Source organism: Actinobacillus arthritidis, from assembly GCF_029774155.1.
In the GTDB taxonomy this organism is placed as follows: domain Bacteria; phylum Pseudomonadota; class Gammaproteobacteria; order Enterobacterales; family Pasteurellaceae; genus Actinobacillus; species Actinobacillus arthritidis.
The window spans coordinates 123,323-150,063 of sequence record NZ_CP103833.1; the positions used below are offsets into that span (position 1 = coordinate 123,323).

The 26,741-nt window shown below is 39.5% G+C and carries 21 protein-coding genes and 7 pseudogenes; 24 read left to right on the forward strand and 4 right to left on the reverse strand.

Translation table 11 applies throughout. The features are described from left to right. The first annotated feature begins 1 nt into the window (after position 1). The 5 genes and pseudogenes from nqrE to mnmA all read left to right on the forward strand — a co-directional run bounded on the left by nqrE (position 2) and on the right by mnmA (position 4,726). On the forward strand, positions 2 to 598 hold the full coding sequence (gene nqrE / locus NYR89_RS00600; protein ID WP_279445901.1) for an NADH:ubiquinone reductase (Na(+)-transporting) subunit E: 597 nt from the start codon (positions 2 to 4) through the stop codon (positions 596 to 598). Positions 599 to 608: 10 nt separating this feature from the next. After that, a complete protein-coding gene (gene nqrF, locus NYR89_RS00605; protein ID WP_279445902.1) occupies positions 609 to 1,832 on the forward strand; it encodes an NADH:ubiquinone reductase (Na(+)-transporting) subunit F in 1,224 nt (407 codons plus the stop codon). A gap of 208 nt (positions 1,833 to 2,040) precedes the next feature. Next, positions 2,041 to 3,071, forward strand: a pseudogene (locus tag NYR89_RS00610) (FAD:protein FMN transferase). 12 nt (positions 3,072 to 3,083) lie between these two features. Continuing rightward, complete coding sequence (gene nqrM, locus NYR89_RS00615; RefSeq protein WP_279445903.1) at positions 3,084 to 3,329, forward strand: (Na+)-NQR maturation NqrM; 246 nt, start codon at positions 3,084 to 3,086, stop codon at positions 3,327 to 3,329. A 228-nt stretch (positions 3,330 to 3,557) separates the two neighbouring features. Then, positions 3,558 to 4,726, forward strand: a pseudogene (gene mnmA, locus NYR89_RS00620) (tRNA 2-thiouridine(34) synthase MnmA). 70 nt (positions 4,727 to 4,796) lie between these two features. Here the strand turns inward: mnmA and NYR89_RS00625 are convergent. Further along, the gene (locus NYR89_RS00625; RefSeq protein ID WP_279445904.1) at positions 4,797 to 5,951 is read right to left on the reverse strand and encodes a 3-phenylpropionate MFS transporter; all 1,155 of its coding nucleotides are present in this window, start codon (positions 5,949 to 5,951) and stop codon (positions 4,797 to 4,799) included. Further along, a pseudogene (gene proC / locus NYR89_RS00630) lies at positions 5,948 to 6,768 on the reverse strand (pyrroline-5-carboxylate reductase). Before proC ends, NYR89_RS00625 begins: the two are co-directional and overlap by 4 nt. 172 nt (positions 6,769 to 6,940) lie before the next feature. Here proC and rdgC point away from each other — a divergent pair. The 4 genes from rdgC to NYR89_RS00650 all read left to right on the forward strand — a co-directional run bounded on the left by rdgC (position 6,941) and on the right by NYR89_RS00650 (position 11,087). After that, a complete protein-coding gene (gene rdgC, locus NYR89_RS00635; protein ID WP_279445905.1) occupies positions 6,941 to 7,849 on the forward strand; it encodes a recombination-associated protein RdgC in 909 nt (302 codons plus the stop codon). A gap of 9 nt (positions 7,850 to 7,858) precedes the next feature. Next, positions 7,859 to 8,464, forward strand: coding sequence for a beta-phosphoglucomutase family hydrolase (locus NYR89_RS00640; RefSeq protein ID WP_279445906.1), 606 nt, complete (start codon positions 7,859 to 7,861; stop codon positions 8,462 to 8,464). 88 nt (positions 8,465 to 8,552) lie between these two features. Next, positions 8,553 to 10,142, forward strand: a complete 1,590-nt coding sequence (locus tag NYR89_RS00645) for a hypothetical protein (protein ID WP_279445907.1) — start codon at positions 8,553 to 8,555, stop codon at positions 10,140 to 10,142. Further along, the gene (locus NYR89_RS00650) at positions 10,143 to 11,087 is read left to right on the forward strand and encodes a DNA cytosine methyltransferase (protein ID WP_279445908.1); all 945 of its coding nucleotides are present in this window, start codon (positions 10,143 to 10,145) and stop codon (positions 11,085 to 11,087) included. A 47-nt stretch (positions 11,088 to 11,134) separates the two neighbouring features. Here the strand turns inward: NYR89_RS00650 and nrdD are convergent. Both nrdD and nrdG read right to left on the reverse strand, forming a co-directional pair. Beyond that, positions 11,135 to 12,915, reverse strand: a pseudogene (gene nrdD / locus NYR89_RS00655) (anaerobic ribonucleoside-triphosphate reductase). Between the two features lie 5 nt (positions 12,916 to 12,920). Beyond that, complete coding sequence (gene nrdG / locus NYR89_RS00660) at positions 12,921 to 13,388, reverse strand: anaerobic ribonucleoside-triphosphate reductase activating protein (protein ID WP_279445909.1); 468 nt, start codon at positions 13,386 to 13,388, stop codon at positions 12,921 to 12,923. Between the two features lie 384 nt (positions 13,389 to 13,772). On the opposite strand from nrdG, the gene rsxA reads away from it, so the two are divergent. The 15 genes and pseudogenes from rsxA to srlR all read left to right on the forward strand — a co-directional run bounded on the left by rsxA (position 13,773) and on the right by srlR (position 26,739). After that, positions 13,773 to 14,351, forward strand: a complete 579-nt coding sequence (gene rsxA, locus NYR89_RS00665; RefSeq protein WP_279445910.1) for an electron transport complex subunit RsxA — start codon at positions 13,773 to 13,775, stop codon at positions 14,349 to 14,351. Beyond that, positions 14,351 to 14,962, forward strand: coding sequence for an electron transport complex subunit RsxB (gene rsxB / locus NYR89_RS00670; protein ID WP_279445911.1), 612 nt, complete (start codon positions 14,351 to 14,353; stop codon positions 14,960 to 14,962). The genes rsxA and rsxB overlap by 1 nt, the downstream gene beginning before the upstream one ends. Beyond that, a pseudogene (gene rsxC / locus NYR89_RS00675) lies at positions 14,955 to 17,362 on the forward strand (electron transport complex subunit RsxC). The gene rsxB and the pseudogene rsxC overlap by 8 nt, the downstream one beginning before the upstream one ends. Positions 17,363 to 17,366: 4 nt before the next feature. Continuing rightward, a complete protein-coding gene (locus tag NYR89_RS00680) occupies positions 17,367 to 18,011 on the forward strand; it encodes a trimeric intracellular cation channel family protein (RefSeq protein WP_279445912.1) in 645 nt (214 codons plus the stop codon). Between the two features lie 18 nt (positions 18,012 to 18,029). After that, on the forward strand, positions 18,030 to 19,076 hold the full coding sequence (rsxD, locus tag NYR89_RS00685) for an electron transport complex subunit RsxD (protein ID WP_279445913.1): 1,047 nt from the start codon (positions 18,030 to 18,032) through the stop codon (positions 19,074 to 19,076). Beyond that, positions 19,076 to 19,708: an electron transport complex subunit RsxG gene (gene rsxG, locus NYR89_RS00690; RefSeq protein WP_279445914.1), complete on the forward strand. Its 633-nt coding sequence runs from the start codon at positions 19,076 to 19,078 to the stop codon at positions 19,706 to 19,708. Before rsxD ends, rsxG begins: the two co-directional genes overlap by 1 nt. Before the next feature lie 11 nt (positions 19,709 to 19,719). Next, positions 19,720 to 20,406 (forward strand): electron transport complex subunit E, encoded by a 687-nt coding sequence (locus NYR89_RS00695; protein ID WP_279445915.1) that lies wholly within the window; start codon positions 19,720 to 19,722, stop codon positions 20,404 to 20,406. Positions 20,407 to 20,414: 8 nt separating this feature from the next. Then, positions 20,415 to 21,371: a lauroyl-Kdo(2)-lipid IV(A) myristoyltransferase gene (gene lpxM / locus NYR89_RS00700; RefSeq protein WP_279445916.1), complete on the forward strand. Its 957-nt coding sequence runs from the start codon at positions 20,415 to 20,417 to the stop codon at positions 21,369 to 21,371. Positions 21,372 to 21,834: 463 nt separating this feature from the next. Further along, positions 21,835 to 22,388, forward strand: a pseudogene (srlA, locus tag NYR89_RS00705) (PTS glucitol/sorbitol transporter subunit IIC). Positions 22,389 to 22,441: 53 nt separating this feature from the next. Then, a pseudogene (gene srlE / locus NYR89_RS00710) lies at positions 22,442 to 23,448 on the forward strand (PTS glucitol/sorbitol transporter subunit IIB). 91 nt (positions 23,449 to 23,539) lie between these two features. Next, entirely contained in the window at positions 23,540 to 23,905 is a 366-nt protein-coding gene (srlB, locus tag NYR89_RS00715) for a PTS glucitol/sorbitol transporter subunit IIA (protein ID WP_279445917.1), read from the forward strand. Between the two features lie 44 nt (positions 23,906 to 23,949). After that, positions 23,950 to 24,738 carry a sorbitol-6-phosphate dehydrogenase gene (gene srlD / locus NYR89_RS00720; RefSeq protein ID WP_279445918.1) on the forward strand — a complete coding sequence of 263 codons (789 nt, stop codon included), beginning with the start codon at positions 23,950 to 23,952 and terminating at the stop codon, positions 24,736 to 24,738. 80 nt (positions 24,739 to 24,818) lie between these two features. Continuing rightward, complete coding sequence (gutM, locus tag NYR89_RS00725; RefSeq protein WP_279445919.1) at positions 24,819 to 25,193, forward strand: transcriptional regulator GutM; 375 nt, start codon at positions 24,819 to 24,821, stop codon at positions 25,191 to 25,193. 69 nt (positions 25,194 to 25,262) lie between these two features. Further along, on the forward strand, positions 25,263 to 25,913 hold the full coding sequence (locus NYR89_RS00730) for an HAD-IA family hydrolase (RefSeq protein WP_279445920.1): 651 nt from the start codon (positions 25,263 to 25,265) through the stop codon (positions 25,911 to 25,913). Between the two features lie 37 nt (positions 25,914 to 25,950). Next, on the forward strand, positions 25,951 to 26,739 hold the full coding sequence (gene srlR, locus NYR89_RS00735; RefSeq protein ID WP_279445921.1) for a glucitol operon DNA-binding transcriptional repressor SrlR: 789 nt from the start codon (positions 25,951 to 25,953) through the stop codon (positions 26,737 to 26,739). Positions 26,740 to 26,741 lie beyond the last annotated feature (2 nt).

Below are 26,741 nucleotides of genomic sequence, written 5' to 3' on the forward strand. Positions count from 1 at the left end.
GATGGAACATTATTTAAGTCTATTTGTTAAGTCTGTATTCATTGAGAATATGGCACTTTCTTTCTTCCTTGGTATGTGTACATTCCTTGCGGTGTCTAAGAAAGTTTCAACTGCTTTTGGTTTAGGTATTGCGGTAATCGTAGTATTAGGTATTGCGGTACCGGCTAACCAATTAGTTTATACACACGTATTAAAAGACGGCGCACTTGTTGAAGGTGTGGATTTAAGTTTCTTAAACTTCATCACGTTCATCGGTGTGATTGCAACACTTGTTCAAATCTTAGAAATGATTTTGGATAAGTTCTTCCCTGCATTATATAGCGCATTAGGTATCTTCTTACCGTTGATTACCGTAAACTGTGCAATCTTCGGTGGTGTATCATTCATGGTTCAACGTGAATACAACTTCACGGAATCTGTGGTTTATGGTATCGGTGCCGGTACGGGGTGGATGTTAGCAATCGTTGCGCTTGCAGGTTTAACTGAAAAAATGAAATATTCTGATGTTCCGGCAGGTTTACGTGGTTTAGGTATTACCTTTATCACTGTTGGCTTAATGGCGTTAGGCTTCATGTCATTCTCAGGCATTCAATTATAAGGAGCATATCGTGGATAGTAATTTTATTTTCGGTATTATCGCATTTACTGCTCTTGTATTAGTGCTTGCGGTGATCATTCTTTTCGCTAAATCAAAATTAGTCGATTCAGGTGATATTACCATCTCAATCAACAACGATCCGGAAAAAGGCATTACGCTTCCGGCGGGTGGTAAATTACTTGGTGCTTTAGCGAGCAAAGGTATTTTCGTATCATCAGCTTGTGGCGGCTCATGCGGTCAATGTAAAGTACAAGTAAAATCTGGCGGCGGTGAAATTCTTCCAACCGAGTTATCGCACATTTCGAAGAAAGAAGCGAAAGAAGGTTGGCGTTTAGCGTGTCAGGTAAACGTAAAATCTTCAATGGATGTTGAACTTCCGGAAGAAATCTTTGGTGTGAAAAAATGGGAATGTACCGTTATTTCTAACGATAACAAAGCAACCTTCATCAAAGAGCTTAAACTTCAAATTCCTGAAGGTGAAGAAGTACCTTTCCGTGCGGGTGGTTATATCCAAATTGAAGCGGAACCTCATACAGTTAACTATAAAGACTTCGATATTCCGAAAGAGTATCACGAAGACTGGGATAAATTTAACTTATGGCGTTATGTGTCAAAAGTAGATGAGCATATTATTCGTGCTTACTCAATGGCTTCATATCCGGAAGAGAAAGGCATCATTATGCTAAATGTGCGTATTGCAACGCCTCCACCACGTAACCCAGATGTTCCACCGGGTCAAATGTCTTCATATATTTGGTCATTAAAACCGGGTGATAAAGTAACGATTTCTGGTCCGTTCGGTGAATTCTTTGCGAAAGAAACCGACAATGAAATGGTATTTATCGGTGGTGGTGCTGGTATGGCACCAATGCGTTCACATATCTTTGACCAATTAAAACGTTTAAAATCTAAACGTAAAATGTCATTCTGGTATGGTGCTCGTTCTAAACGTGAAATCTTCTATCAAGAAGACTTTGACCAATTAGCGACTGAAAACGATAACTTCGTATGGCATGTAGCACTTTCAGATGCGTTACCGGAAGATAACTGGACAGGTTACACAGGCTTTATTCACAACGTACTTTATGAAAACTATCTGAAAAATCATGAAGCACCGGAAGACTGTGAATACTATATGTGTGGTCCACCAGTAATGAATGCGGCGGTAATCGGTATGCTGAAGAGCTTAGGTGTTGAGGACGAAAACATCTTATTAGATGATTTTGGTGGTTAATACCAAATAGAACACAGGGGGTAAATTCTCCCTGATTTACAAGCGGTGTAATTTGCAAAGTCTTTTGTAAATTACACCGCTTGAAGTGCTTTAAATTGTTAGTGAAAAAGTTTGCTAGTGCAGTCTTTTTCAATAGTAATTTTAATTTATAAGGGCGAGCAGATTGACTTGTTTAAAAATCTTACGTACCAAAATAAAGAGGTTTAATTTGAAACTTAAATCTATTTTAATTTTTGCAATATCGGCAATTTTTTTAACCGCTTGTAACAAAGCTCCGGAGCAGGTTACCTTACAAGGTAAAACAATGGGTACAACTTATACGGTTAAATATATTGATGACGGTAAGTTACAAAATCTTCCCAAATCGGAGGAAGTACAAAAGACGTTAGACACTCTGCTTAAGCAAGTGAATAATGAAATGTCCACTTATCAACCGGATTCGCAGATCAGTCGCTTTAATGCGATGCAAGAAGCAGATAAAGCGGTACAAATTTCACCGGATTTTGCTAAAGTTGTGCGTGAAGCTATCCGATTAAATAAGGTAACCGAAGGGGCATTAGATGTCACGGTTGGTAAGCTAGTAAATTTATGGGGATTTGGTCCGGATAAACGCTTAAATAAGGCACCGAGTGCAAGACAGATTGCCGAGTTTGCCTCGAGTGTCGGAATTGAGAAATTAAGCGTAAGCGATAACGTATTGATGAAATCAGTACCAAACCTTTATTTAGATCTTTCTTCGATCGCAAAAGGTTTTGGTGTAGATAAATTGGCGGAACATTTGGAAAGCCTCGGTTTAGCCAATTATTTGGTGGAAATCGGTGGTGAGTTGCGAGGTAAAGGGAAAAATTTACAGGGTGTTGATTGGCGTATTGCGATTGAGCGACCAACACTAGCACAAGGGCAGGCGGACAGATTACCGTACCGTTACACAATCTAGGTATGGCGACTTCTGGTAATTATCGCAATTATTTCGAAGACGAACAAGGTAATCGCCTTTCACATATTATCAATCCGAAAGAATTACGTCCGGTTAGCCATAAATTAGCTTCGATTACTGTATTTGCCCCGACTACAATGACAGCGGACGGTTTATCAACCGGTTTATTCGTGTTAGGACCGGAAAAAGCACTTGAAGTCGCTGAACGTGAAAAGTTGGCGGTTTTCCTGATCATCAAGAATAGCGAGACATTTGAAACAAAAATGTCGAGCGAATTTGAAAAATTAATTAACCAAAAATAATTGGAGTAAACAATGGAAACATTATTAATTACTTTCGGCTTTTTTATCGCCGTGATTTTTGCAATGTCGATTGGTTTTATCGTAAAAGGAAAAACAATCAAAGGCGACTGTGGCGGTATTACCGCATTAGGTATGAAAAAAATGTGTGACTGCGAAGAGCCTTGCGACAATCTGAAAGCTAAAATGGCAGACGGTACGGCTGATCCTGAAGAAGTGGCACGCTTTAGTAAAGAACCGCAATTTTATGAAGTAAAATAATTTTAAAATCTCCCCCATCCCCTCTTTATTAAAGAGGGGCGTTTTCTTTTAATTGATGATAGCTTTGTTATCTATTTATGTTCAGTTATAGTCCCCCTCTTTTGCAAAGAGGGGTTAGGGAGATTCATAGCAAGCGGTGAAAAGCAAAAATTTTTGATTTTTTCACCGCTTGTATTTTATTTAATATTAACCAATGTGCTTCGCCTTAACCGAAGTTACGGGAGAATTATGACAAATCAAACTCAACTTAGCTCAAAAACTTATGATACTCACTTTGCTAAATTAACCGCTGAGCAATTAGCGGAGAATGCGAAAAAGAAAGTGATTATTGGAATGTCCGGTGGCGTAGATTCATCAGTATCCGCTTTTATTCTGCAACAACAAGGTTATCAAGTTGAAGGCCTGTTTATGAAAAACTGGGAAGAAGACGATGATACTGATTATTGTACCGCGCGGCAGATTTAGCCGATGCTCAAGCGGTGGCGGATAAACTAGGTATGAAACTGCACAAAATCAACTTTGCGGCAGAGTATTGGGATAATGTCTTCGAGCATTTCTTAAACGAATATAAAGCGGGTCGTACACCGAATCCGGATATTCTTTGTAATAAAGAAATCAAATTTAAAGCCTTTTTAGAATATGCGGCGGAAGATTTAGGTGCGGATTATATTGCGACCGGTCATTATGTACGCCGTAGCGGCGATGATAATAATGCTCAATTATTACGTGGTTTAGATGCAAATAAAGATCAAAGTTATTTCCTTTACACACTAAGCCATAAGCAAGTCGGGCAGAGCCTATTCCCTGTAGGTGATATTGAGAAACCGATTGTCCGTCAAATTGCTGAAGATCTTGGCTTAGCGACAGCGAAGAAAAAAGATTCGACCGGTATTTGCTTTATCGGTGAACGTAAATTTAAAGATTTCTTAGCACGTTATTTACCGGCACAACCGGGTGAGATCAGAACGGTGGACGGTAAAGTTGTCGGTCGCCATGACGGTTTAATGTATCACACCCTCGGTCAGCGTAAAGGTTTAGGGATTGGCGGCGTGAAAGGCTTGAGTGAAGATCCGTTTTATGTAGTCGAAAAAGACCTGATTAATAATGTGTTAGTTGTGGCGCAAGGTCATGATAATTCGGCATTACTTTCAAGCGGTTTAATCGCAACTCAGTTACACTGGGTGGACCGTCAGCCGATTCGTGAAAATGTACGTTGTACGGTAAAAACGCGTTATCGTCAAACGGATATCGCGTGTGAAATTCAGCCGATGGATAATGATACGATTCGAGTGATCTTTGATGAACCGCAAATTGCGGTGACACCGGGACAATCAGCGGTCTTCTATCAAGGTGAGGTTTGCTTAGGTGGTGGAGTCATTGAAGAGCAATTAAAGTAAGTCATTATTTACAATAAATAGCGGTCATTTCTTGTTAATTTTTAGCAAAAAATGACCGCTTATTTTTTGATTAACGCAATGTGGCATTAAATTTTTTCGGTACGATTAAAATGGCCGGTATAACGATAATCGCCATCAACCAGAAGACAAAATTTGGATTATCTTGATATAGCATGCCTGATATAAAGGTAAAGATTGCGGTAAACCCACAATTCGATAACGCAAAATATAAGCCCTGTAATTTAGTGATTTTTTCTGGAGCTTGAGCAGAAATATAGCGAATCATTGCATAGTGTGCCATACCAAACGTGATGGCGTGAAATGTTTGTGAGATCGCTAATAAGCTAATTTCAGTGGTTGACGCTAAAATTGACCAGCGAATAATCGCAATCACACTTGCAATGATCATTAAGTGAGAAATACGCCACGATTTAAATAAACGGTTAGAAAATAAGAAAAATAAAATTTCGGCACATACCGCAAAGCCCCATAACAAGTCGCTGGTTTGGGTGGAAATACCGGTCGCTGACCAATGAATCGTACTATAAATATAGTAAGCGACGTGTGAACCAAGAATTAACGAAATCGCTAGCATCATTCGTAATGTAGTTGGTTCTTTAAGAATTTGCCAATAGCTGAGGTTTGATGAAGATTTCTTATCTTGTTGATTTTCAAAGCTAACTTTAGGTGTAAGTAATTGCCCACAACCTAATAAGATAAAGAAACCGAACATAATCCAAATAATCGAGTCTTCTCCCAGCCAGCCGCTTAAATAGCCTGTACTCAATGAACCAACTACAAAAGCGATTGAGCCAAATAAACGGGCTTTGCCGTAATCAATGCCGACTTGTTGTTGCCAAAGCGAAGCGATGCTGTCACCGATAGGCATTGCACCGGCGTTAAAAATATGGAAAAGCATCAACGCAGGGAATAACAACCAAATAGAATCTACCGACCACACAATGAGAATAATCGCAATCAGATTTAATAACGTGAGCACACGTGCGGTTGGAATTAATTGATTGGACGATTTAACCTGTTGTGATGACAGCATTCCGCCGGCAAAACGGAATAGATAGCCGAATGAGGCGAGTAAACCGATCATCTCGGTGCTATAGCCATGATGTTTTAACCATACTGGCATAAATGGTAAGAATACGCCGAAAGCACAAAAGAAACCGAAAAAGTTAAATGCCGACCACTGGAAAGGAGTAGGCCTTATCATAACTGTTGCTCCATTTCTTCTGCTCGGTGAATGGTCGCCCACATCGCTTGATCAACTGTTTTTACTAATGATTGCTGTTCAAATACTGCTAAGGCTTGAGCTGTGGTTCCGCCTTTTGATGTAACGTTCTCTCGTAGTGTGGCAAGCGAAGTACTCGGATTTGCTTCGACTAATTTTGCTTGCGCCTAACGCCGCTTGTTGCACTAGTAAACGTGCATCAGCTTCGCTAAATCCCATTTGTATTGCACTTTGTTGCATTGCTTCCATAAAACGGAAGAAATAGGCAGGGCTGGAACCGGTCACTGCAATAATATGATTGATTTGTTGCTCTTGCTCAACCCAATAGCATTTTCCGACCGCGCCATCAAGCTCTCTGCAAATTGGCAAGCGGTTGAATTTACCGATTTTTTTGCAAATAACCCGGTCATTCCTTCGCCAATCAGCGAGGGCGTATTCGGCATGGTGCGGATGATATTTTTTGCACTCGGTAAAAGCTGTTCTAAACGAGCTACTGAAATCCCCTCTTTGCGACAGAAATCACGGTCTTATTCGAAAAATCTACGTTAGCAAATTCGCCACAAACTTCCGCCATCAGTTGTGGTTTGACTGCTAACACAACGACTTCCGCCTGTTCAACCGCCGCACGATTGGTAAAATTTGTGGCAATTCCGACCGCTTGTAATTCCGCTCGGCGAGCTAAATTGCTTTTATTGCAAGCGATGATTTGCGAGGCAGGATAATGGCTTCTGAGTAAGCCTTGAATGATGGCGTATGCCATATTGCCGGTGCCGATAAAGGCAAGTTTTTGATGATTCATTTTTACCTCATAAAAATCTCCCCCTCCCCCTCTTTGCAAAAGAGGGGAGCTGTTATCCAATCTGCCTGATAATTTTCCCTCTTTAGAAAAGAGGGGGGAGATTTGATTAGAGCCAAAAAGAGAAATCTGTTAGAATTTTACCCATTCTAACACCCTAAAAGGATCCTTAAAAATGTTCTGGTTCAAAAATGTCATGATTTATCGCCTGACTTCGATGCTTTCGTTGGAAAGTCATTCTTTGGAGGAGCAACTTCAACAAACTAAATTTAGCCCTTGTTCGCAAAGCGATATGAGTAAATTCGGTTGGTCGAGTCCGCTTTCCGGGTCGGAATTATTACATTTCTCACAGGGCAAACAGTTTTTATTGGTTTCACATAAAGAAGATAAGCTGTTACCGGCGAATGTGGTTAAAAAAGAAACGGAAGAACGTATTGCCGTTTTAGAAGAAAAAGAAGCCCGTAAGCTCAAGAAAACCGAAAAACAGGCGATCAAAGATGATGTGGTGGCAATGTTGTTGCCTCGAGCATTTAGTAAACATCAATTTACCGCAATTTGGTTGGATTTAGATGCCCAGTTAGTTTATGTCGATGCCGGTTCAAGCAAACGAGCGGAAGATACGCTCGCATTATTGCGTAAAACATTAGGATCGCTACCTGTTGTGCCAATGTCATTTGCTTTATTGCCGAGTGAAGTGATGACGAACTGGATTGCCAAAGGACATACGCCGAATTGGTTGAATTTATTGGAAGAAGCCGAGTTAAAATCCTTTGATACAGACAGCGTGATCCGTTGCAAACGCCAAGATCTGGAAAGCGAAGAGATTGCCCAACATTTACAAGCGGGCAAATTTGTTACCAAACTTGCAATTGATTGGGAGAACCATTTCTCGTGCGTATTGAATGAAGATGCAACCCTTTCCCGTGTTAAATTTGCCGATGAAGTGCGTGAGAAAAATGACGATATTTTAAAGGAAGATATCGCCCAACGTTTTGATGCGGATTTCTTGTTAATGACCGAAGAACTTAAATTATTTACTCAAAAAATGATTGAGGAATTTGGCGGTATTAAAGAACGTATTTAGGAGAAAGCGATGTTAGTCAGTGCAGAAATTTTGGAACAGTATCAGGCTCTTATCTTTGATATGGACGGCACTATTATTGATACGATGCCAAGCCACGCAAAAGCATGGGAAATTACCGGCGAACATTTTGGTTATCAAGTGGATAGCTCGGTAATGTACGAGCTAGGCGGTGCAACCACTTACACCATTGGGCGTGAAATTATGCGGCGTGCGAATATGCCAATGGAGCTTTTGGAAGAAGTGGTACAGATGAAACGTAAAATTGCGATGGATCTCACTTACGAACATTCCTCGTTGCTACCGGCATTTGAGATTATCCAACACTATTCGGGCAAAAAGCCGTTAGCGGTCGGTACAGGCGCTCACCGTGTGCAGGCGTATAAATTACTCGGTAAATTTAACCTACGCCCGTATTTCAACACGATTGTCGATGCGGACGATGTGAAACAACATAAGCCGTCACCAGAAACCTTTTTACTCTGTGCTGAGCGTTTGAGGGTAGAGCCTAAACATTGTCTGGTATTTGAAGATGCTGATCTCGGCATCCAAGCCGCCCTTGCCGGCGGAATGGATGTGTTTGATGTGAGAACGAATGTAATTACACGATCTGAGTAGCTATTTTATATTTCTTAATTAGAATGGCATGTGTTTTTATACAATATTTCTTGATATACTAATCTAAAATTTTATAGTGGGAAAAAGTATGTGGTCTTCATTACCTACCGAGCAGAAAGAGAGATATCAAACATTAATCACAAATTTTGCTAGTTTAAGTGAAGCATTTTCACAAAAAGTAGAAGATGCTAAAAATGAAATTGTTGCACCTATTGTAAATTCGAAATTTCAAGAGACTGCGTTTCAAAAATCTTTTAATGCGATAAGTGAAGATATTGCAAATACATCTTATGATGCGTCCGTAAAATTATCTAATGGAGAAAAGTATTTAGTAGGTATTAAATCTTTCGGTTACGAATCTGGCGATCAGAAAATTGCACAATTTAAAAGTGTGAGTGTGTCTGATGAATGGACTGCATTATTTGAAAAAATTAAAGTGAATGCAAAGGGCAGAGAAAAAGAAGAAGCTGATTCACTTAATAAAGATCTGTATAGGGAATTGGCATTAAAAATTGCGAGTTTAAGAAATAATCGAATTGCATCATCAAAAGCCCAAATTAGAGGGTTTAATGGAGAAAGTATTGATGTTAAAGCTGTTTATCACGTATTAATGACATCTAAAAAAGGGAAAGAACCTACAATTTATGTTGGTGAGGCTTCATATTTACCAATCAACATAGATAATTTAGAAGTCCTTGGTTCAACCACAGCTGGGAATCCTACTAATTTCAAATTTAGAGATGAAAATCATACTTATAAATATACATCTGCAGACAGTCAGCTATTAATGACCTTTGATAACAAAAATATCGTTAAAGAGTCTTGGAATGTTAAGTATATAAAGAACCCTTTTTCTGTATTTGAAAATCTTCATAATTATATTGATACAGAAGAATTATTTTCAGATTCAGTATCTTGGGTTATCTATAATAATAAATATGAGTTAGAAGAAAGTTCAGGGTTTAATGCCTTTGATGGTTCTACTAAGCTACCTAAAAATAAAAGAAAATTAGAAATTAAAAGAATAGAGAGCGAATTTTATGACAAATTACCTGAAAATATTTTAAGTAATATAATAGCTCTGTTAAATGAAATTCTATTAAAAGACTGGTCGCAACAAAAGATTGATATTCAGAAAAGAAAAACATTAAGAAAAAATTTAATTAAATTAGTTGAAGGATCTGGAGAAACGCAACTTTTAACGAGAATTGAAAAATTAGTTTTCCGTTCATCAACAGAAATGTATATTCCTATTCCAGACTCTAAAGAATTTCATAATCAAAGACCTGATTTTTTTGGAGAAAAGGTTGGGACATTCAAAAATAATGGAAAAACATTAGCGTTAGATAAAGAACAAAGAAAATTTAAATTAGAGTTTTTAGCTTCAGGAAATATTATTGAGGCATATATCAATCAAGATCTAGGTAAAGCTATTCAATCTATTCATAATCAAGATATTCTTGGAAAATGGGTTTTATGGGAAGTATTTCAATTACAAGAAAGAGAACTTTTAACAATTCAAAAACTTAATGAAATTGGTATTAATGGTATTCGATTAATTAAATTTAAGGATACAAGCCGAGGAATTGGTCTTGATTTTATTTGGATAGATCCAGAGAATCCGCCAGCTGATGCAATAGGCTGGGTTGCAAAAAATAAGAAAACAGAGGAAAAATAAATGAAATGTGCATCTTTTTTCGCAGGTGTTGGCGGAATTGATTTAGGTTTTCAACAAGCAGGCTTTGAAATTATTTATGCAAATGAAATTGATAAATTTGCAGTAGAAACTTTTAGGGCTAATCATAATATTTTTATGGATCATCGTAGCATCTTAGATGTACCTGCAAATGAGATCCCTGATTTTGATGTAATGTTAGCGGGTTTTCCCTGCCAAGCATTTTCTATTGCTGGATATAGAAAAGGATTTGAGGATAAAGGGCGAGGCGATTTATTTTTTGAATTAGAAAGAATTTTTATCGAAAAACAGCCATCTATTATTTTTTTAGAAAATGTGAAGAATTTAGTAAGCCACGATAATGGTAGAACATTCGCAATTATTAAAGATTCATTGATAAAAAATGGTTATCATATTAAATATCAGGTAATGAATGCGGCTGAATATGGAAATATTCCTCAAAATAGAGAGCGTATTTATATTGTTTGTTTTAAAGATAAAGCTTTATCGGATAAATTTGATTTTCCTGAAAAGATAAAATTAACGAAAACAATTGAAGATATGCTAGAAAATGAAGAAAATATTGAGCCTAAATATTTCTATACTAACAAAACACCATTTTTTAATTCTTTAGTCGAAAGCATTAAAGATGCTAAAACGCTATATCAGTGGAGAAGACAGTATGTTCGAGAGAATAAGAATAACCTCTGTCCAACTCTAACTGCTAATATGGGAACAGGTGGGCATAATGTACCGTTACTAAATGTACAAGGATTACCATCAACAATTCGAAAATTAACACCTAGAGAATGTTTTAATTTTCAAGGTTATCCAAAAGATTTTGTTTTACCTAAAATTAGTAATGCTAATTTATATAAACAGGCTGGTAATAGTGTTGTTGTTCCTGTAATCAGACGTATTGCTGAAAGTATTAAATCTATACTATAGAAGAAGCGGTCAAATTTTTAATAAAATTTGACCGCTTCTTCTATGAATTAAGCCGCTTCTCTATGATAAAAACGCAAGCTGTGTTCTTTTTGGCGGGCAGAGCTGAAGGCGGATACGCGTTTTAAGTAGCCGATCACTCGTGTGCCATAGTCGATATTTTGCGAACCGCATTTTGAACAACTGCATAAGGTGCGTTTATCAATGTGTGCACATTCGTTACAAATGGTGATTTTCACGTTAATACAGAAATAGTTGCGACCGGTTTTTTGCCGCAATATCAAGCAATGAGCGATAGCCCGTTTGAGTTAATGCTTCGTCTAGGTTGAGGTGTAACGCAGAACCGCCATCTAACCACTCAATTAGCTTTTTTCCGTGGAGCAAGAATTTATCCAAAGCATTAGTATTTTCGTCTTCAACCACATAGAAATAGGAATTGTAGCAATCACGAGGCACAAAATAGCCATCTTGTTTATCCCATTTCGCATTTTTCACGCCAAGATTTTCTGCCGGTACAAATTCGGTATTGAATTTCACACCATATTTTTTGGAAGCGGTCTGATTTGCATCAAAAATGACTTTTAAACGGCTTTGTACAAACTGCATATAATCCGGGTTATAACCGACTGTTAGCCCTTGTGATTCGGCGACCTCCGCCATTCCATTAATACCAATCGTGAGGAATTGCTTATCCAAAGAAATAAATCCAGCGTCATAAACCGGTAGCATTCCGGCGGCTAAATATTCTTCCATTAATTTACGATAAGCGTATTGATATTTATGAATTTTGCCAACTTCTTCTTCTAAATTGCGTCCATCTTGCACTAAACGGTTCATATTGATGGTAATGACGTTAATCGAACCGGTCGCCACGCCGCCGGCACCTAATGAATAAGAGAAGGTGTGATCCGAGATTTCATTACGTAAACGGCAACAAGAAGCGAGTGAATCAGGATTATCGGATTGATAGATAAAAAATGAGTTACCTTGCGAAAGCTCTTCTGCCATTTGATCGGCAAATTCGTTGTCTTTGCATTTACCATTTTCGGTTAGCATTGCGCCGTTACTACTGGGAAAGTTAAAATCGCTTTAGTACGTTCTTGGTTAAACCATTTCATAAAGAAAATTTGCAATGCGGCAGTCGTTTCCCAATTCGGGCGTTCAAAATCAGGGAACACAAAATTACCGAACATCGCATCAAAATAGTGTTTATCATAAAGTGAAATATTCCAGAACACGCTTTGGTAACCACGAGCGTGACCGGTTGATTAATACTATAAACCACTTGTTGTAGATGATTTTCGATTTCACTGCGGTGGGTTTCGAGATAGTTATCACCAAAATCTTTACGGGCGAAATAGTCAAAATAGGTTAAAAATTCAACGGTTGCCACAGCACCGGCAAATTGTGAGCTAACTGCAAACACGAAATTCACAAACGAACCACAAAACGAAGCGAGGTGTTTTGGTGCTTTAGATTCGCCACCTAATTTAGTTAAGCCATCACGTAAGAAAGGGTACATTGTTACTGAAACACAATATGGTTTGAGGCTAGTTTCATCGTGTACATAGATTTCGTGTGATTCAATTTGACGTAAGTATTCGCCAGCAAGCTCTTCATCAAATAATTCTGCAATTTTGTTACTCACTTTGGCACGGTTAATTTGCACAAAGAAGTCTTTCATCATTTCATTTTCCATGGTCGCAATATTTTTTTGCGTAACATTGGCATTTGCGTCCATTTTTGAGCCGTCAGTCGCATTTTTGGCGTGTAAATAATGATGAATAAAGTCTAATTTTCCTGTTACTTGATTCGGCGTTAAGCGGATCATAATGATTAAACTCCTTTGAGAAATAAGTGATTAAGATTTTCGCCAGTGCGTAAATCGATAAAACGTTGATTGGTGGTAAGACGGTTTAAACCGCCTCTTTCTGCAACCCATCGACCTGTCTTGAGGTAGGTTAATTGCGAAAGTAGCTCTGCAGAAAGCTCATGTTGCTCCAGTCCAGTATAAAGACAGGTTTTTAAACCTTTCTGTTTACAGTAGCTGAGTAACGGAATAAGTTGTTCGGGTAGCCATTCGCCGCCCATAAAAAGTACGCGACTGATTAAGCTTTGGTATTTATTTAATTGATCGGCGAGGTAATTTTTCGTCAAAATTTGACCGCTTCCGACTTTCCAGCTCTCGGTGCTATGACAGCCTTTACAGCCTAATGGGCAACCGGTAATTAAGAAGGCGAGAGAGGTTTCATTCGGTACTTCTTGCCAAACAATCTGTTCGGAACAGAATCTAAGTTTTTCCATTTGTTATAAAATTGTTACTATATGTTGTGTTTGTTTTGTTATTAAGCACAAGATATTGTGTATTCTAATTGTTGTTTTTGGAAAATAAAATCAAAAAATTTTTAGATGAAGACTTGCAATTTTCTAACTAATGGAAAAATAAAGCAGATAACGGATTGTAAATTTTTCTGACATTCTATTTTGTAAGATTCGTCATAATGAGTGGTAAGGAAGACAATATATACCTAATCTTTTTTATTGTGAGAAAGGCTAAAAAACAGGATAATAGACACCATTTTTATAAATGATTTCTAAAGAATAAGCGGTGGGATTGAGTAAAATTTTTGCAAAATCTTAAATAAAAACAACCGCTTATTTTTATTTTGTCTTTTTATTGTGGATACTATGGTCGATTATATTCTGTTAATTATTAGTACCGCACTTATAAATAACTTTGTGCTTGTGAAGTTTTTAGGGCTTTGTCCGTTTATGGGTGTGTCGAAAAAAGTAGAAACCGCAATCGGTATGGGAATGGCGACAACCTTCGTTCTTACGGTCGCTTCGTTATCGGCATATTTGGTTGAAACTTATGTGCTGATCCCTTTAGAAGCACAATTTTTACGCACTCTCGTATTTATTTTAGTGATTGCAGTCATTGTGCAATTAACAGAAATGATTGTGCATAAAACCAGTCCGACTTTATATCGCTTATTGGGGATTTATTTGCCGTTAATCACGACTAACTGTGCGGTTTTGGGTGTGGCGTTATTAAATGTGAATTTAGCGAATAATCTCGTTGAATCGGTACTTTATGGGTTTGGTGCGGCACTAGGTTTTTCTCTTGTACTTGTCTTATTTGCGGCATTACGTGAGCGTTTAGCGGCGGATGTGCCACGTCCGTTTCAAGGGGCTTCAATCGCTTTAATTACGGCGGGATTAATGTCGCTTGCCTTTATGGGCTTCACCGGTTTGGTAAAAATCTAATGTTAGCATTTCCTATTATTGTTTATATCATTATCGCTATTGCTGTGATCGCCCTCATTTTTGGTGCGATTTTAGGCTATTCGTCAATTAAATTAAAAGTTGAAGCCGATCCTATCGTTGAACGAATTGATTCATTGTTACCGCAAAGCCAGTGTGGCCAATGTGGCTATCCCGGTTGCAAGCCGTATGCAGAAGCGATAGCTAACGGCGATCAAATTACGAAATGTGTGCCGGGCGGTCAACCTTTGGTGGTAAAAATTGCGGATCTGCTCGGTGTAGAAGTACCGGCAATGGACGGTGTCGCAGAACCAGAAGTGAAGGTGGCATTAATCCACGAAGATATGTGTATTGGCTGTACTAAATGTATTCAAGCCTGTCCGGTCGATGCGATTATCGGTACAAATAAAGCGATGCATACGGTTATTCCAGATTTATGTACAGGTTGTGAATTATGTGTTGCACCTTGCCCGACCAATTGTATTGAAATGGTTAAACAGCAGACGACTACGAGAACATGGAATTGGCAATTTGATGAGAATTTAGTGATTCCGGTAGTGAATACAACGGATTTACAGAAAAAACTGGTAATTGGCGGAGGTAAATATGAGTAATGCGATAGACGTATTGGATCGTATTCGCCAAGGAAACCAATCCGGTAAGCTATGGCACTTTCCGGGCGGTATTCACCCGATGCAGAATAAAAAACAATCGAATCAAAAGCCAATTCGCAGTTTGCATTTACCCAAATTTTTCTATGTGCCGGTAGTACAACATTCAGGTTGGGCAGGCGAGCTGTTGGTTAAGGTTGGCGATCATGTATTAAAAGGACAGCCACTCACTAAAGGCGATAATTATCGCCAGTTACCAGTGCATGCACCGACATCAGGAACGGTTATCGGTATTGAGCCTTATGTATCCGCACATCCGTCCGGCTTACCTGAAATTACCGTGATTATTGAAACAGACGGTAAAGATGAATGGATAGAGCGTCAGCCGATTGAAGATTTCTTAACGCTGACAAGCGGTCAAATTATCGAAAAAGTTTACCAATACGGTATCGCAGGTTTAGGCGGTGCGGTGTTCCCAACCGCTTCAAAACTCAGTTTGGCGGATAAGCGTTGCAAAGTATTGATTATCAATGGGGCGGAGTGTGAGCCTTATATTACTTGTGATGATCGTCTAATGCAGGATTATACCCACGAATTTCTCGAAGGGATTCGCATTTTGCGTTATGTGCTACGTCCGGAAGAAGTGGTATTAGCGATTGAGGATAATAAACCGCAAGCGATTAAAGCGATAGAAAAAGCGTTAAAGGGTTCGAACGATATTACACTACGAGTAATTCCGACCATTTATCCCTCCGGTGCAAGTGATCAACTGGTACAAGTCTTAACCGGTTTAGAGATCCCTCAAGGCAAACGTACCATTGAAATGGGTATAGTAATGCACAATGTCGGTACGGCATTTGCGGTTAAACGTGCGGTGATGGATGATGAACCATTAATTGAACGCGTGGTAACATTAACCGGCGATAAAATTCGCAATAAAGGTAACGTGTGGGCAAGACTAGGTACGCCGATTCAACATTTATTGGAGCAGGTAGATTATCAGGCGGATAGCCGTTTTCCAGTCTTTTTAGGCGGACCAATGACCGGTTTTATTTTACCGTCATTGCAAGCGCCGATTACGAAAACCGCAAACTGTATTATTGCCCCGGATCATTTTGAATATGCACCGCCGGAGCCGGAACGTAGCTGTATTCGCTGTTCAAGTTGCTCAGATGCTTGTCCTGTCAGCCTATTGCCGCGAAGCAACTTTATTGGTTTGCTCGTTCGGATGATCATGATAAATCGAAGGAATATCATTTAGATGCTTGTATCGAATGTGGTGTTTGTGCGTATGTTTGCCCGAGTTACATTCCGTTGATTCAATATTTCCGTCAAGAAAAAGCCAAAATAGCGGAAATTGAGGAAAAAGCGAAAAAAGCGGAAGAAGCGAAAATTCGTTTTGAAGCGAGAGAAGCGCGTTTACAAAAAGAAAAAGAGGCTCGGACTGCACGTATTGCACAAGCGGCGGATAAACGCCGAGAAGAAATCGCAAATTCTGCCGGAGAAGATCCGGTGGCGTACGACTCGCTCGTATCAAAGCGAAAAAAGCAGAAACCGAAACACAGGTGGAAGCAGTCCACGCAAAAGCTAATGGTGAGCCGGATAATAGCGAATTAATGGCACAACGTAGAGCAAGACGTTTGGCAAAACAAGCTGAGGCTGTAACTGATGCAGGTGACGAAAATTTATCAATCAATACCGTACAACAGGATAAGCAAACCAATCCTAAGAAAGCGGCAGTTGCGGCGGCGTTAGCTCGTGCAAAAGCGAAAAAAGTGGCACAGCAAGCACCAGCGCAAGCGGTTGAAAATACTGAAGAAGTTGCAACGGCAACAGAAGCGGAAGACCCACGCAAAGCGGCGGTTGCGGCGGCGTTAGCTCGTGCAAGAGCAAAAAAGCGACTCAGCAATCACCAGCGCAAGCGGTCGAAAATACCGAAAAAGTTGCAACCGCAACAGAAGCGGAAGACCCACGTAAAGCGGCGGTTGCGGCGGCGTTAGCTCGTGCAAAAGCGAAAAAAGCGGCACAGCAAGCGGCGAGACAAGCGGTTGAAAATACCGAAAAAGTTGCAACGGCAACAGAAGCGGAAGACCCACGTAAAGCGGCGGTTGCGGCGGCGTTAGCTCGTGCGAAAGCGAAAAAAGCGGCACAGCAAGCACCAGCGCAAGCGGTTGAAAATACTGAAAAAGTTGCAACCGCAACAGAAGCGGAAGACCTACGTAAAGCGACAGTTGAGGCGGCGTTAGCCAGAGCGAAAGCGAAAAAAGCGTACGACGAATCACCAGCGCAAGCGGTTGAAAATACTGAAGAAGTTGCAACGGCAACAGAAGCGGAAGACCCACGCAAAGCGGCGGTTGCGCGGCAATTGCTAGGGCTAAAGCGAAGAAAATGGGATTAGAGTGACCAAATGACGAATTTATTTGACAGTCTATTACCATCGTTGCCTTGGTCATTCTTATTTATTCAAGATTTGATCGGTACTATCGTGTTTGCTGTTTCGGGGGCAATGGCGACTCGTCAGCATAAAATGGATATATTCGGTATGTTCATTTTGGCATTTGTGACTGGCGTTGGTGGCGGTACGTTGCGTGATGTGATGATCGGTAGCACACCTGTATTTTGGATGAAACAACCGATTTATGTACTGATGATTGCTCTGGCAGTTATTCTTACGGCTGTTTTTAAGAATAATATCAGCAAAAAAGAATGGCAAACAGGGTCGCTGATTTTTGATGCGATTGGTTTAGGTGTATTTACCGTAATTGGCGTACAGAAAGGTTTAGATTTCGGTTTGCACCCATTGATAGCTATTGCATTAGGTGGAATGACCGGCTGTTTTGGTGGAGTTATTCGGGATATTTTACGCAATGAAGTCCCCATCGTATTGCAAAAAGAAATTTATGTTACGGCAAGCCTTATTGGCGGTGTGATTTTTGTCTTGTTCTATGCCTCCGGTGTGGAAAGTCGTTGGGTCGATATTGCTACGGTTGGTACGGTGATTGTCATACGCTTATTAGCGATTCGATTTAATTTAAATTTACCGAGAATTTAAACGGAAAGGAATAATTTAATGTTTAAAATGGTCAGTTCTCCCCATACTCATTCGTCCAATTTAACGGCGAAATTTATGCTGTGGGTAATGGTAGCTATGTTACCGGCACTGGGCGTGCAGTGGTATTTCTTCGGTTACGGTGTGTTTATTCAAGTGGTTATTGCAATATCACTGGCGGTGGTGATTGAAATCGCACTTGCAAAATTGCGCCGAAAACCGACCGCTTTTTATGTTTCGGATTTAAGCGGTTTGTTGACTTCGTTGATTTTAGCGATGTCGATTCCGCCTTACGCACCTTATTGGGTTGTTGTGATTGGTGTGATTGTTGCCCTATTACTGGCAAAGCATGTATATGGCGGTTTAGGGCAGAATTTATTTAATCCGGCAATGGTCGCTTATGCGTTATTATTGGTTTCTTTTCCGGTGCAAATGACCGGCTGGCTTGTGCCGATTGATTTATTAAATGAACCGCCGACATTCGGTGACGCAATGTCATTAGTGTTTTCCGGCGTAACCAGTGACGGCTTTAGCGTACATCAATTACTGGGCAGTGTGGATGGTATTGCACAAGCAACGCCGCTCGACAGTGCTAAAACCAGTATGCAGAAATTAGGTGTAGAAGGTGTATTACAATCCCCGATTTTTAGCGGTATGTTCGCAAATGGTTGGTGGCAAATTAATTTAGCCTTTCTTGCCGGCGGTTTATTGCTAATTTATAAACGCATTATTCACTGGCAAATTCCGGTGGCAATGTTGGCGATATTTGCTTTATTAAGTGGACTAACCGATTTATTGTTACCGCATACTCACTTAAATGTTGTTAGTCAACTTGTTAGCGGTGCAATGATGTTTGGGGCTTTCTTTATTGCAACCGATCCGGTTACTGCTTCGATTACACCTCGTGGTAAATTGATTTTTGGCGGCTTAATCGGTTTATTTGTGTATTTAATTCGTTATTACGGCAATTATCCGGATGCAGTAGCATTTTCGGTGTTATTAGCAAATATTTGCGTACCGTTAATCGATCATTACACTCAACCAAGATTATATGGAACCGGAAGATAATGAATACCTCAAAAATTACCGTTAAGTATGCGTTATTATTAGGCGCAATTGCGCTTATTTGCACTGCCGTTTCGACCGGTGTTTATTTACTTACCAAAGGGCGGATTGATGAAGTCACGGCGGCTCAACAACGTCAATTTTTACAAGAGGTTGTGCCAACTCATTATTTTGATAATGATTTACTTGCTACTTGTAAAATAGCGAGGTTAGCTAATGCACCTTATTTAAACCGTATTTATATGGCTAAAAAAGCAGAAAATTTGACCGCTTATGCCATTCAAGCGACAGCTCCAGACGGCTATTCGGGCAATATCGTATTATTAATCGGGATTCAGCCGGATGGTAAGGTACTTGGTGTAAGAACACTAGAACATAAAGAAACACCGGGATTAGGCGATAAAATTGAAACACGTATTTCGGATTGGATTTTGTCCTTTAGTGGCAAGTTATTTAGCCTAGAAAATGAATCGTTATGGGCAGTCAAAAAAGACGGTGGTCAGTTTGATCAATTTACCGGTGCGACCATTACGCCTCGTGCAGTAGTGAATAATGTACGTCAAAGTGCAAAATGGGTGGTGACGGAGCTAGTAAAATCTCCTGAACAATTAGAAACGTTTGCGAGCTGTAAATAAGAAAGAATCGTATGAATACTGAGAATCAAATTCCGGTGACGGAAATCGATACGACAAAACAGGTAGAATCGTCAATTTGGCGTAACTTACTGACTGAAGGCGTATGGAAAAATAACGGTGCTTTAGTGCAGTTATTAGGGCTTTGCCCGTTATTGGCGGTGTCAAGTAATGTGACTAACGCCCTTGGTTTAGGATTAGCGACCTTATTAGTATTGGTTTGTACTAACACAATGGTATCGTTATTTCGTAAATTTACCCCAAATGATATTCGTATCCCGATTTATGTGATGGTTATTGCGACTGTTGTGACGGCAGTACAGCTGTTAATGAATGCTTTTGCTTATCCAGTTTATCAATCGCTTGGGATTTTTATTCCGTTGATTGTGACTAACTGTATCGTCATCGGTCGAGCAGAAGCCTTTGCGTCTAAAAACTCGGTAGCACATTCCGCCTTTGACGGTTTTGCAATGGGACTTGGTATGACGTTCAGTCTGGTCGTATTAGGTGCAATTCGTGAACTGATTGGCAACGGCACCTTATTTGACGGTTTGGATTTATTGCTGGGCGATTGGGCAAAATCTTTACGTATTGATGTGTTACACTTAGATTCCGGTTTATTGTTGGCAATTTTACCTCCCGGTGCTTTTATAGGGCTTGGGGTAATTTTGGCGGTAAAGAATGTGATTGATAAGAAATAGAGAACCGAATGACAGAGCGAATTACAGCCCGACAAGGGTATGAGCATAAATTTTTAACGGAATTTTTGTATCCGAAATATTGGGGCGTATGGTTTGGCGTTCTTGCACTGGTTATTTTGGCTTATGTGCCAGTTCGTCTACGTGATAAATTAGGTGTATGGATTGGTCGAATCGTTGCCAATCATTTAAAACGTAAAGGCAAAAAACAGTATCATCGTGCTGATGTCAATTTGCGTTATTGCTTTCCTGAATGGTCGGAACAAAAACGTGAGGAAGTGATTGAGAAAATGTTTATTACCGTTTCTCAAACAATGCTGGCAATCGGCGAAACCGCATTACGTTCAACTGCATATTTACAAAAACGTTGTGAGTTTAGTGGCTTTGAATATGTGAGAGAAGCTCGAGAAAAGGGTAAAAACGTCATCTTGCTCGTGCCGCATACTTGGTCGATTGATGCCGCAGGCGTTGCGATGTACACCCACGGTTTCCCGATGACCTCAATGTATAATCCGCATCGAAACGCACTTGTCGATTGGCTTTGGAATATTACCCGTGAAAGATTCGGTGGTAAAATGCACACTCGCCAAAACGGTATTAAGAAATTCTTAAATGATGTACGCAAAGGGAATGTCGGTTATTTCCTGCCGGATGAAGATTATGGTGAAGATCTTAGTGTTTATGCCGATTTTTTTGCGACGGAAAAAGCGACTTTACCGGGGCTGAATAAAATGGCAAAAGTGGCGAATGCGGTCGTGATTCCAATGTTTCCGATTTACAATGCGGAACGGGGCGTATATCAAATGGAAATCTTACCAGCATTGGAATTTTCTGGCGATCCGGTGCAATCTGCCCGAGAAATGAATAAAGTGATTGAGTATTTCGTCACGAAAAATCCGGAACAATACGTGTGGATTTTACGTTTACTTAAAACTCGCCGAAATGGTGAGGATATTTATCAGCGTTAACTTATCTCTTTATCTCGTTTTAAGTTCAAACAGGCGGTCAAATTTCGCAAATTTTTTGCAAGATTTGACCGCTTGTCGTTTCTTTGGAAGTCCCCTTCTTTCTTTTTAAACACTTTTTAGTAATTTTTATCAAATCTAATCTTTCGCTCATTTTTACTCCTCATACAACCGCTCAATATTGCTTTCTGTCATTAGTTATTTTCATTTCTTTTATATCTTTTTCATTCTGAATACTTTCTGAATTAATTGTCGCTTTACATAGCTTTTTGTTATCAATTTCTGTGTTTTAAATGATTTTTGAAGACTTTTATTTCGTTTTGTATTTATTTTTATTTTATTTTGATAATTTATTTTCTGTTTTGTGAGATTGATCACGTTTTGTTTTGAAAAATAAATGTATTATTTGCTCCGTTCCTGATTTGGAATGAAATAGATTCTTTTATTTTAAACATTGGAGGTCTTTATGATCGAAGCAATTACCCATGGTGCAGAGTGGTTTATCGGCTTGTTCCAGAAAGGGGGAGAAACACTTGTTGGAATGATGACAGGCATTTTACCGCTACTCATTTCACTATTAGTTGTAATGAACGCTTTAATTAAATTTGTTGGACAGGAACGCATCGAGCGTCTTGCGCAACGCAGTGCCGGCAATCCGATTTCTCGCTATTTAATTTTACCTGTGATAGGGACTTTCGTGTTCTGTAACCCAATGACATTAAGTTTAGGTCGTTTCCTACCAGAACGTTATAAACCAAGTTATTACGCGCGGCGTCTTATAGTTGCCATTCAATGAATGGCTTATTTCCACACATTAACCCCGGAGAATTGTTTGTTTATTTAGGTATTGCAAACGGTTTAACAACATTAGGCCTACCGCTTGGTCCGTTAGCAATTAGCTATTTGTTAGTGGGCATGTTTACTAATTTCTTCCGCGGTTGGATTACAGATTTTACCACAGCATTTTTTGAGAAACGAATGGGGATTGCCTTAGATCGTACGGTGAATTTATCACACTAATCCATTGTTAAAAATAAATTTTCAAAATGAAAATTTTATAAAAGGAACTGATTATGAGTAACAAAGCAATTTATATCGAAAAAGGTAATGGTGGTTGGGGTGGGCCTTTAACTCTCCCTGTGGTGGAAGGAAAAAAAGTGTTGTATATGACCGGCGGTTCTCGTCCGGCGATTGTAAATAAACTCGTGGAATTAACCGGTTGGAAAGCGGTAGACGGTTTTAAAGACGGCGAGCCGCCAGCAGAAGAAATCGGTATTGCAATCATTGATTGCGGTGGCGTATTACGTTGTGGGTTATATCCAAAACGCCGTATTCCGACTATCAATATTCACGCTACGGGGAAATCAGGACCTTTAGCTGAATTTATTGTAGAAGATATTTATGTTTCCGCTGTGAAAGAAAACAACATTCGTTTAGTTGACGCTGACGGCTCAGTAGTCGCTTAAGTTGAAACCGCAAAACCTGAAGTCGCAAAAGCGCAACAAGTGGGGCGAAGGAATACGATTCAACGAAAAAAATTACCGAGCAAAGTGACGGTTTGCTCGCCAAAATCGGAATGGGAATGGGATCGGTTGCCGCTCTGTTTTTCCAAGCTGGGCGAGATACGATCGACACTGTATTAAAAACAATCTTGCCATTTATGGCGTTTGTGTCCGCTTTGATTGGGATCATCATCGCATCTGGTTTAGGCGATTTCATTGCACAGGGCTTGACCCCGTTAGCAAATAGCCCGATTGGTTTGGTCACTCTTGCTTTAATTTGCTCGTTCCCGCTACTTTCGCCGTTCTTAGGACCGGGGGCGGTTATTGCTCAGGTTATCGGGGTATTAGTCGGTACACAAATTGGTTTAGGTAATATTCCGCCGCATTTGGCTCTACCGGCATTATTTGCCATTAACGCACAAGCGGCTTGTGACTTTATTCCGGTTGGGCTTTCAATGGCTGAAGCAAAACAAGATACCGTACGTGTTGGTGTTCCATCAGTATTAGTGAGTCGCTTTTTAACAGGTGCTCCGACAGTATTACTTGCTTGGGCAGTATCTGCATTCATCTATCACTAGAGATTAGACAAGCGGTTAGATTTGCAAAAGAGTTCACAAAATAGACCGCTTGTTTCCATAAAACAGTTTAAAAAACGAAGAGGAATTTTATATGGCGATTATTTATCAAACAACATTTACCAAAATTGGCGATTTTGCCCGTGATGCTTTAGCGGAAAATATGCTGATTACCTTCAAGCAAGGTGCTCCTGCTGATTTAGAAGATTACTGTTTTATTCATAGTCATAATGCAGTATCAGCGAATTTACAGGCAGGCGATATTGTTGAATTTGACGGTGTTGTTTACCCGATTACCGCTGTTGGTGATGTCGCATCAGAGAATCTAGTCGCACTTGGACACGTTACTTTCCGTTTTGATGGAGCTAATGTCGCAGAATATCCCGGAACGATTCATCTTACCGGCGAAATACCTAAAAATTTAGCAGTTAATTCAACCTTAGTTATTAAACGTGCATAAGCACAAATCACGATTTCAAATTAAAAATTTAGAGGATACAAATTATGAGTAGCGTAAAAAAAGTGGCGGTAGTCGTTGGTGGCGGTCAAACATTAGGTGCATTTTTATCTGCGGGTTTAGCTGATGCGGGTTACCGTGTAGTGGTTGCGGATTTAAATGGCGAAAACGCACAAAATATAGCGAATGAGATTAACTCAAAACAAGGTGCCGGTAATGCGATTGGCGTACAAGTTGATGCGACCAATGAAGTGAGCGTTGAGGCTTTGGCTAAAGCAACGGATGAGGCGTTCGGTCGTACTGATGTGCTTGTGTATAGTGCCGGTACGGCAAAAGCTTCTCCAATTTGGGATTTTGATATTAAAGATTTCGATCTTTCAGTAAAAGTAAATTTAACGGGCTATTTCTTAAGTGCGAAACATTTCTCCCGCTTGATGATTCGTGATGGGATCAAAGGTCGTATTATTCAAATTAACTCAAAATCAGGTAAAGTGGGCGACAAATATAACTCAGGTTATAGTGCGGCAAAATTTGGCGGTGTCGGGTTAACGCAGTCGCTTGCTTTAGATTTAGCGGATAAAGGTATTACTGTTCATTCGTTAATGTTAGGCAATCTGCTTAAGTCACCAATGTTCCAATCTCTTATTCCGCAATATGCGAAAAAATTAGGGATTCCGGAAAGTGAAGTGGAGCAAGTTTATATTGATAAAGTGCCACTAAAACGTGGTTGTGATTACCAAGATGTATTGAACGTATTGAAATTCTATGCGAGTGAAGAAGCATCATACTGTACCGGTCAATCAATTAATATTACGGGTGGTCAGGTAATGTTTTAATCGATCAGCGGTTGGATTTTGCCCATTTTTTGCAAAGTTTTGCTAAAATCCGACCGCTTACTTTTTTAAAGGAAATAAAGATGAATTCAACCACAGCACTGATAACCCTTGCAATCGCAATGTGGCTGTTACAAATTTTTTTGGGGTGGCGACAAGTGAATGCGTTTAACCAAGCCTTTATGGAAATTAGTCGCAAAGGCAAAATCACTGTTGGGAGAAATAGTGGTCGATTTAATCCTAAATCTGTGGTGGTACTTGCTTTTGATGATGATAAAAAAGTGATTGATAGCCTTTGTATGAAAGGCTTTTCTGTTTTTGCTCGTCCGCAAAAATTAGTCGAAGTAATCGGATTACATTTAGATGAAATTGTGCCTGAAAAGATATTTCCAACTGACAAGCGTTCACAATTTGCTTTAAAGATAGCACTTTCAACATCGTATAGTGGTTCAAAATAAACGAAATTTTGCAAAAATTTTCATTTTGAAACAGAATTAAACGTGGGATAATAGCGAGGATTTATTGGTATGAATATTACAAGCGTCATTTTTGATATGGACGGCGTGATGATTGACTCTGAACCACAATGGGCGGAAGCTCAAATCATCGAGCTAGCGAAATATGGTGTCACGATTACCGAACAAGATTGCGAAAAATACACTCGGGGGACTCGAGTTGATCAGCTTGCAGATATTTGGATACAGCGTTTTAATTTGAAAGTTGAAAACACAGTATTGGTAGAAGCTATTTTAGACCGTATTTGTTATGCAATAGCTCAAGAAGGCGTTGCAATGGAAGGGCTTTATGAGCTACTGGAGTATTTAAAATTGAAAAAGTTGCGTTTAGCCGTAGCAACCTCTTCGCCAAATCGAGTAATTCAAGCCGTATTTGAGCGTTTAAATATTGCAGACTATTTTGAAATCCAGTGTACCGCTTTCGATGAGAAATATGGTAAACCGCACCCCGCAGTTTATCTTCAAGCAGTAGAAAAATTAGGTGTTCCAAAATACGAATGCTTAGTGATTGAAGACACAGTAACGGGACTAATTGTCGCTAAAGCGGCAAGCCTAACAACATTACTCGTCAATCCAAATTATCAACAAGAGTGTTTTGCCATTGCTGATGGACGTTTTTACTCGTTACTTGATGTGGTTGAGTATTTAAAGCAACTTGAATAAAAATGTATCAAAATGACCGCTTGTTTGGGAGAAAAAAATGAAACCCTATGAAAGACAACAACAAATTTTAACTTATTTAGCTACAAATGGTCGTACGGACGTTGATGTATTATCAGATTACTTCCAGTTGACCGGAGCGACTATTCGCAAAGATTTAACTGCCCTTGAAAACCAAGGTAAAGTATTGCGTACTTACGGTAGTGTAGTATTAGTAAGTGAAGATCGTGTTGATAGTAAACAGGCGGAAGATCGTGAGGATAAGCCTTTAGTGCAAAAGACCGAAATCAATTTGGCACAAAAGCAGTTAATTGGCAAAAAAGCGGTGAGTTTAATTAACGAGGGCGATTCTATTATTTTTGATGCAGGTAGTACGGTTTTACAATTAATTCCTCACTTAACGCATCTGACGAATTTGTCAATTATGACGAATTGTTTAACTATCTTCCGTGAAATTTTAAAGCTGAACAAGTCCTATAATTTATTGATTTCCGGCGGTTCTTACCGTGAAAAATCAGAATCGTTTCACGGCTATTTTGCAGAATTGGCATTTAAAAGCTCCACTTTCGATACGCTGTTTATTGGTACTGATGGTTTTGATTTGGATGTCGGTTTAACCACATTTAATGAAGTATATAAAGTCAGTTCTTTAATGTGTGATGCGGCAAAAAAAGTGGTCGTGTTAGCCGATTCCAGCAAGTTTGGGCGAAAAAGTCCGAATATTGTTTGTGGTTTAGATAAGATTCATACGATTATTACGGATAGCAATTTACCTGAGGAAATGCGAGATCAGATTCGAGCGAAAAATATCGAATTATTGATAGTTTAAGA

Bases quoted from the DNA above. Each gene is read 5' to 3' on its own strand.
- NYR89_RS00650 (WP_279445908.1), top strand. From the start codon at position 10,143: ATGAAATGTGCATCTTTTTTCGCAGGTGTTGGCGGAATTGATTTAGGT.
- NYR89_RS00730 (WP_279445920.1), top strand. From the start codon at position 25,263: ATGAATATTACAAGCGTCATTTTTGATATGGACGGCGTGATGATTGAC.
- nrdG (WP_279445909.1), bottom strand. From the start codon at position 13,388: ATGGAAAAACTTAGATTCTGTTCCGAACAGATTGTTTGGCAAGAAGTA.
- srlB (WP_279445917.1), top strand. From the start codon at position 23,540: ATGGCGATTATTTATCAAACAACATTTACCAAAATTGGCGATTTTGCC.
- gutM (WP_279445919.1), top strand. From the start codon at position 24,819: ATGAATTCAACCACAGCACTGATAACCCTTGCAATCGCAATGTGGCTG.
- NYR89_RS00695 (WP_279445915.1), top strand. From the start codon at position 19,720: ATGAATACTGAGAATCAAATTCCGGTGACGGAAATCGATACGACAAAA.
- rsxB (WP_279445911.1), top strand. From the start codon at position 14,351: ATGTTAGCATTTCCTATTATTGTTTATATCATTATCGCTATTGCTGTG.
- NYR89_RS00680 (WP_279445912.1), top strand. From the start codon at position 17,367: ATGACGAATTTATTTGACAGTCTATTACCATCGTTGCCTTGGTCATTC.
- rsxD (WP_279445913.1), top strand. From the start codon at position 18,030: ATGTTTAAAATGGTCAGTTCTCCCCATACTCATTCGTCCAATTTAACG.
- NYR89_RS00640 (WP_279445906.1), top strand. From the start codon at position 7,859: ATGTTAGTCAGTGCAGAAATTTTGGAACAGTATCAGGCTCTTATCTTT.
- rsxG (WP_279445914.1), top strand. From the start codon at position 19,076: ATGAATACCTCAAAAATTACCGTTAAGTATGCGTTATTATTAGGCGCA.
- rdgC (WP_279445905.1), top strand. From the start codon at position 6,941: ATGTTCTGGTTCAAAAATGTCATGATTTATCGCCTGACTTCGATGCTT.
- srlR (WP_279445921.1), top strand. From the start codon at position 25,951: ATGAAACCCTATGAAAGACAACAACAAATTTTAACTTATTTAGCTACA.
- NYR89_RS00645 (WP_279445907.1), top strand. From the start codon at position 8,553: ATGTGGTCTTCATTACCTACCGAGCAGAAAGAGAGATATCAAACATTA.
- rsxA (WP_279445910.1), top strand. From the start codon at position 13,773: ATGGTCGATTATATTCTGTTAATTATTAGTACCGCACTTATAAATAAC.
- srlD (WP_279445918.1), top strand. From the start codon at position 23,950: ATGAGTAGCGTAAAAAAAGTGGCGGTAGTCGTTGGTGGCGGTCAAACA.
- nqrM (WP_279445903.1), top strand. From the start codon at position 3,084: ATGGAAACATTATTAATTACTTTCGGCTTTTTTATCGCCGTGATTTTT.
- nqrE (WP_279445901.1), top strand. From the start codon at position 2: ATGGAACATTATTTAAGTCTATTTGTTAAGTCTGTATTCATTGAGAAT.
- lpxM (WP_279445916.1), top strand. From the start codon at position 20,415: ATGACAGAGCGAATTACAGCCCGACAAGGGTATGAGCATAAATTTTTA.
- NYR89_RS00625 (WP_279445904.1), bottom strand. From the start codon at position 5,951: ATGATAAGGCCTACTCCTTTCCAGTGGTCGGCATTTAACTTTTTCGGT.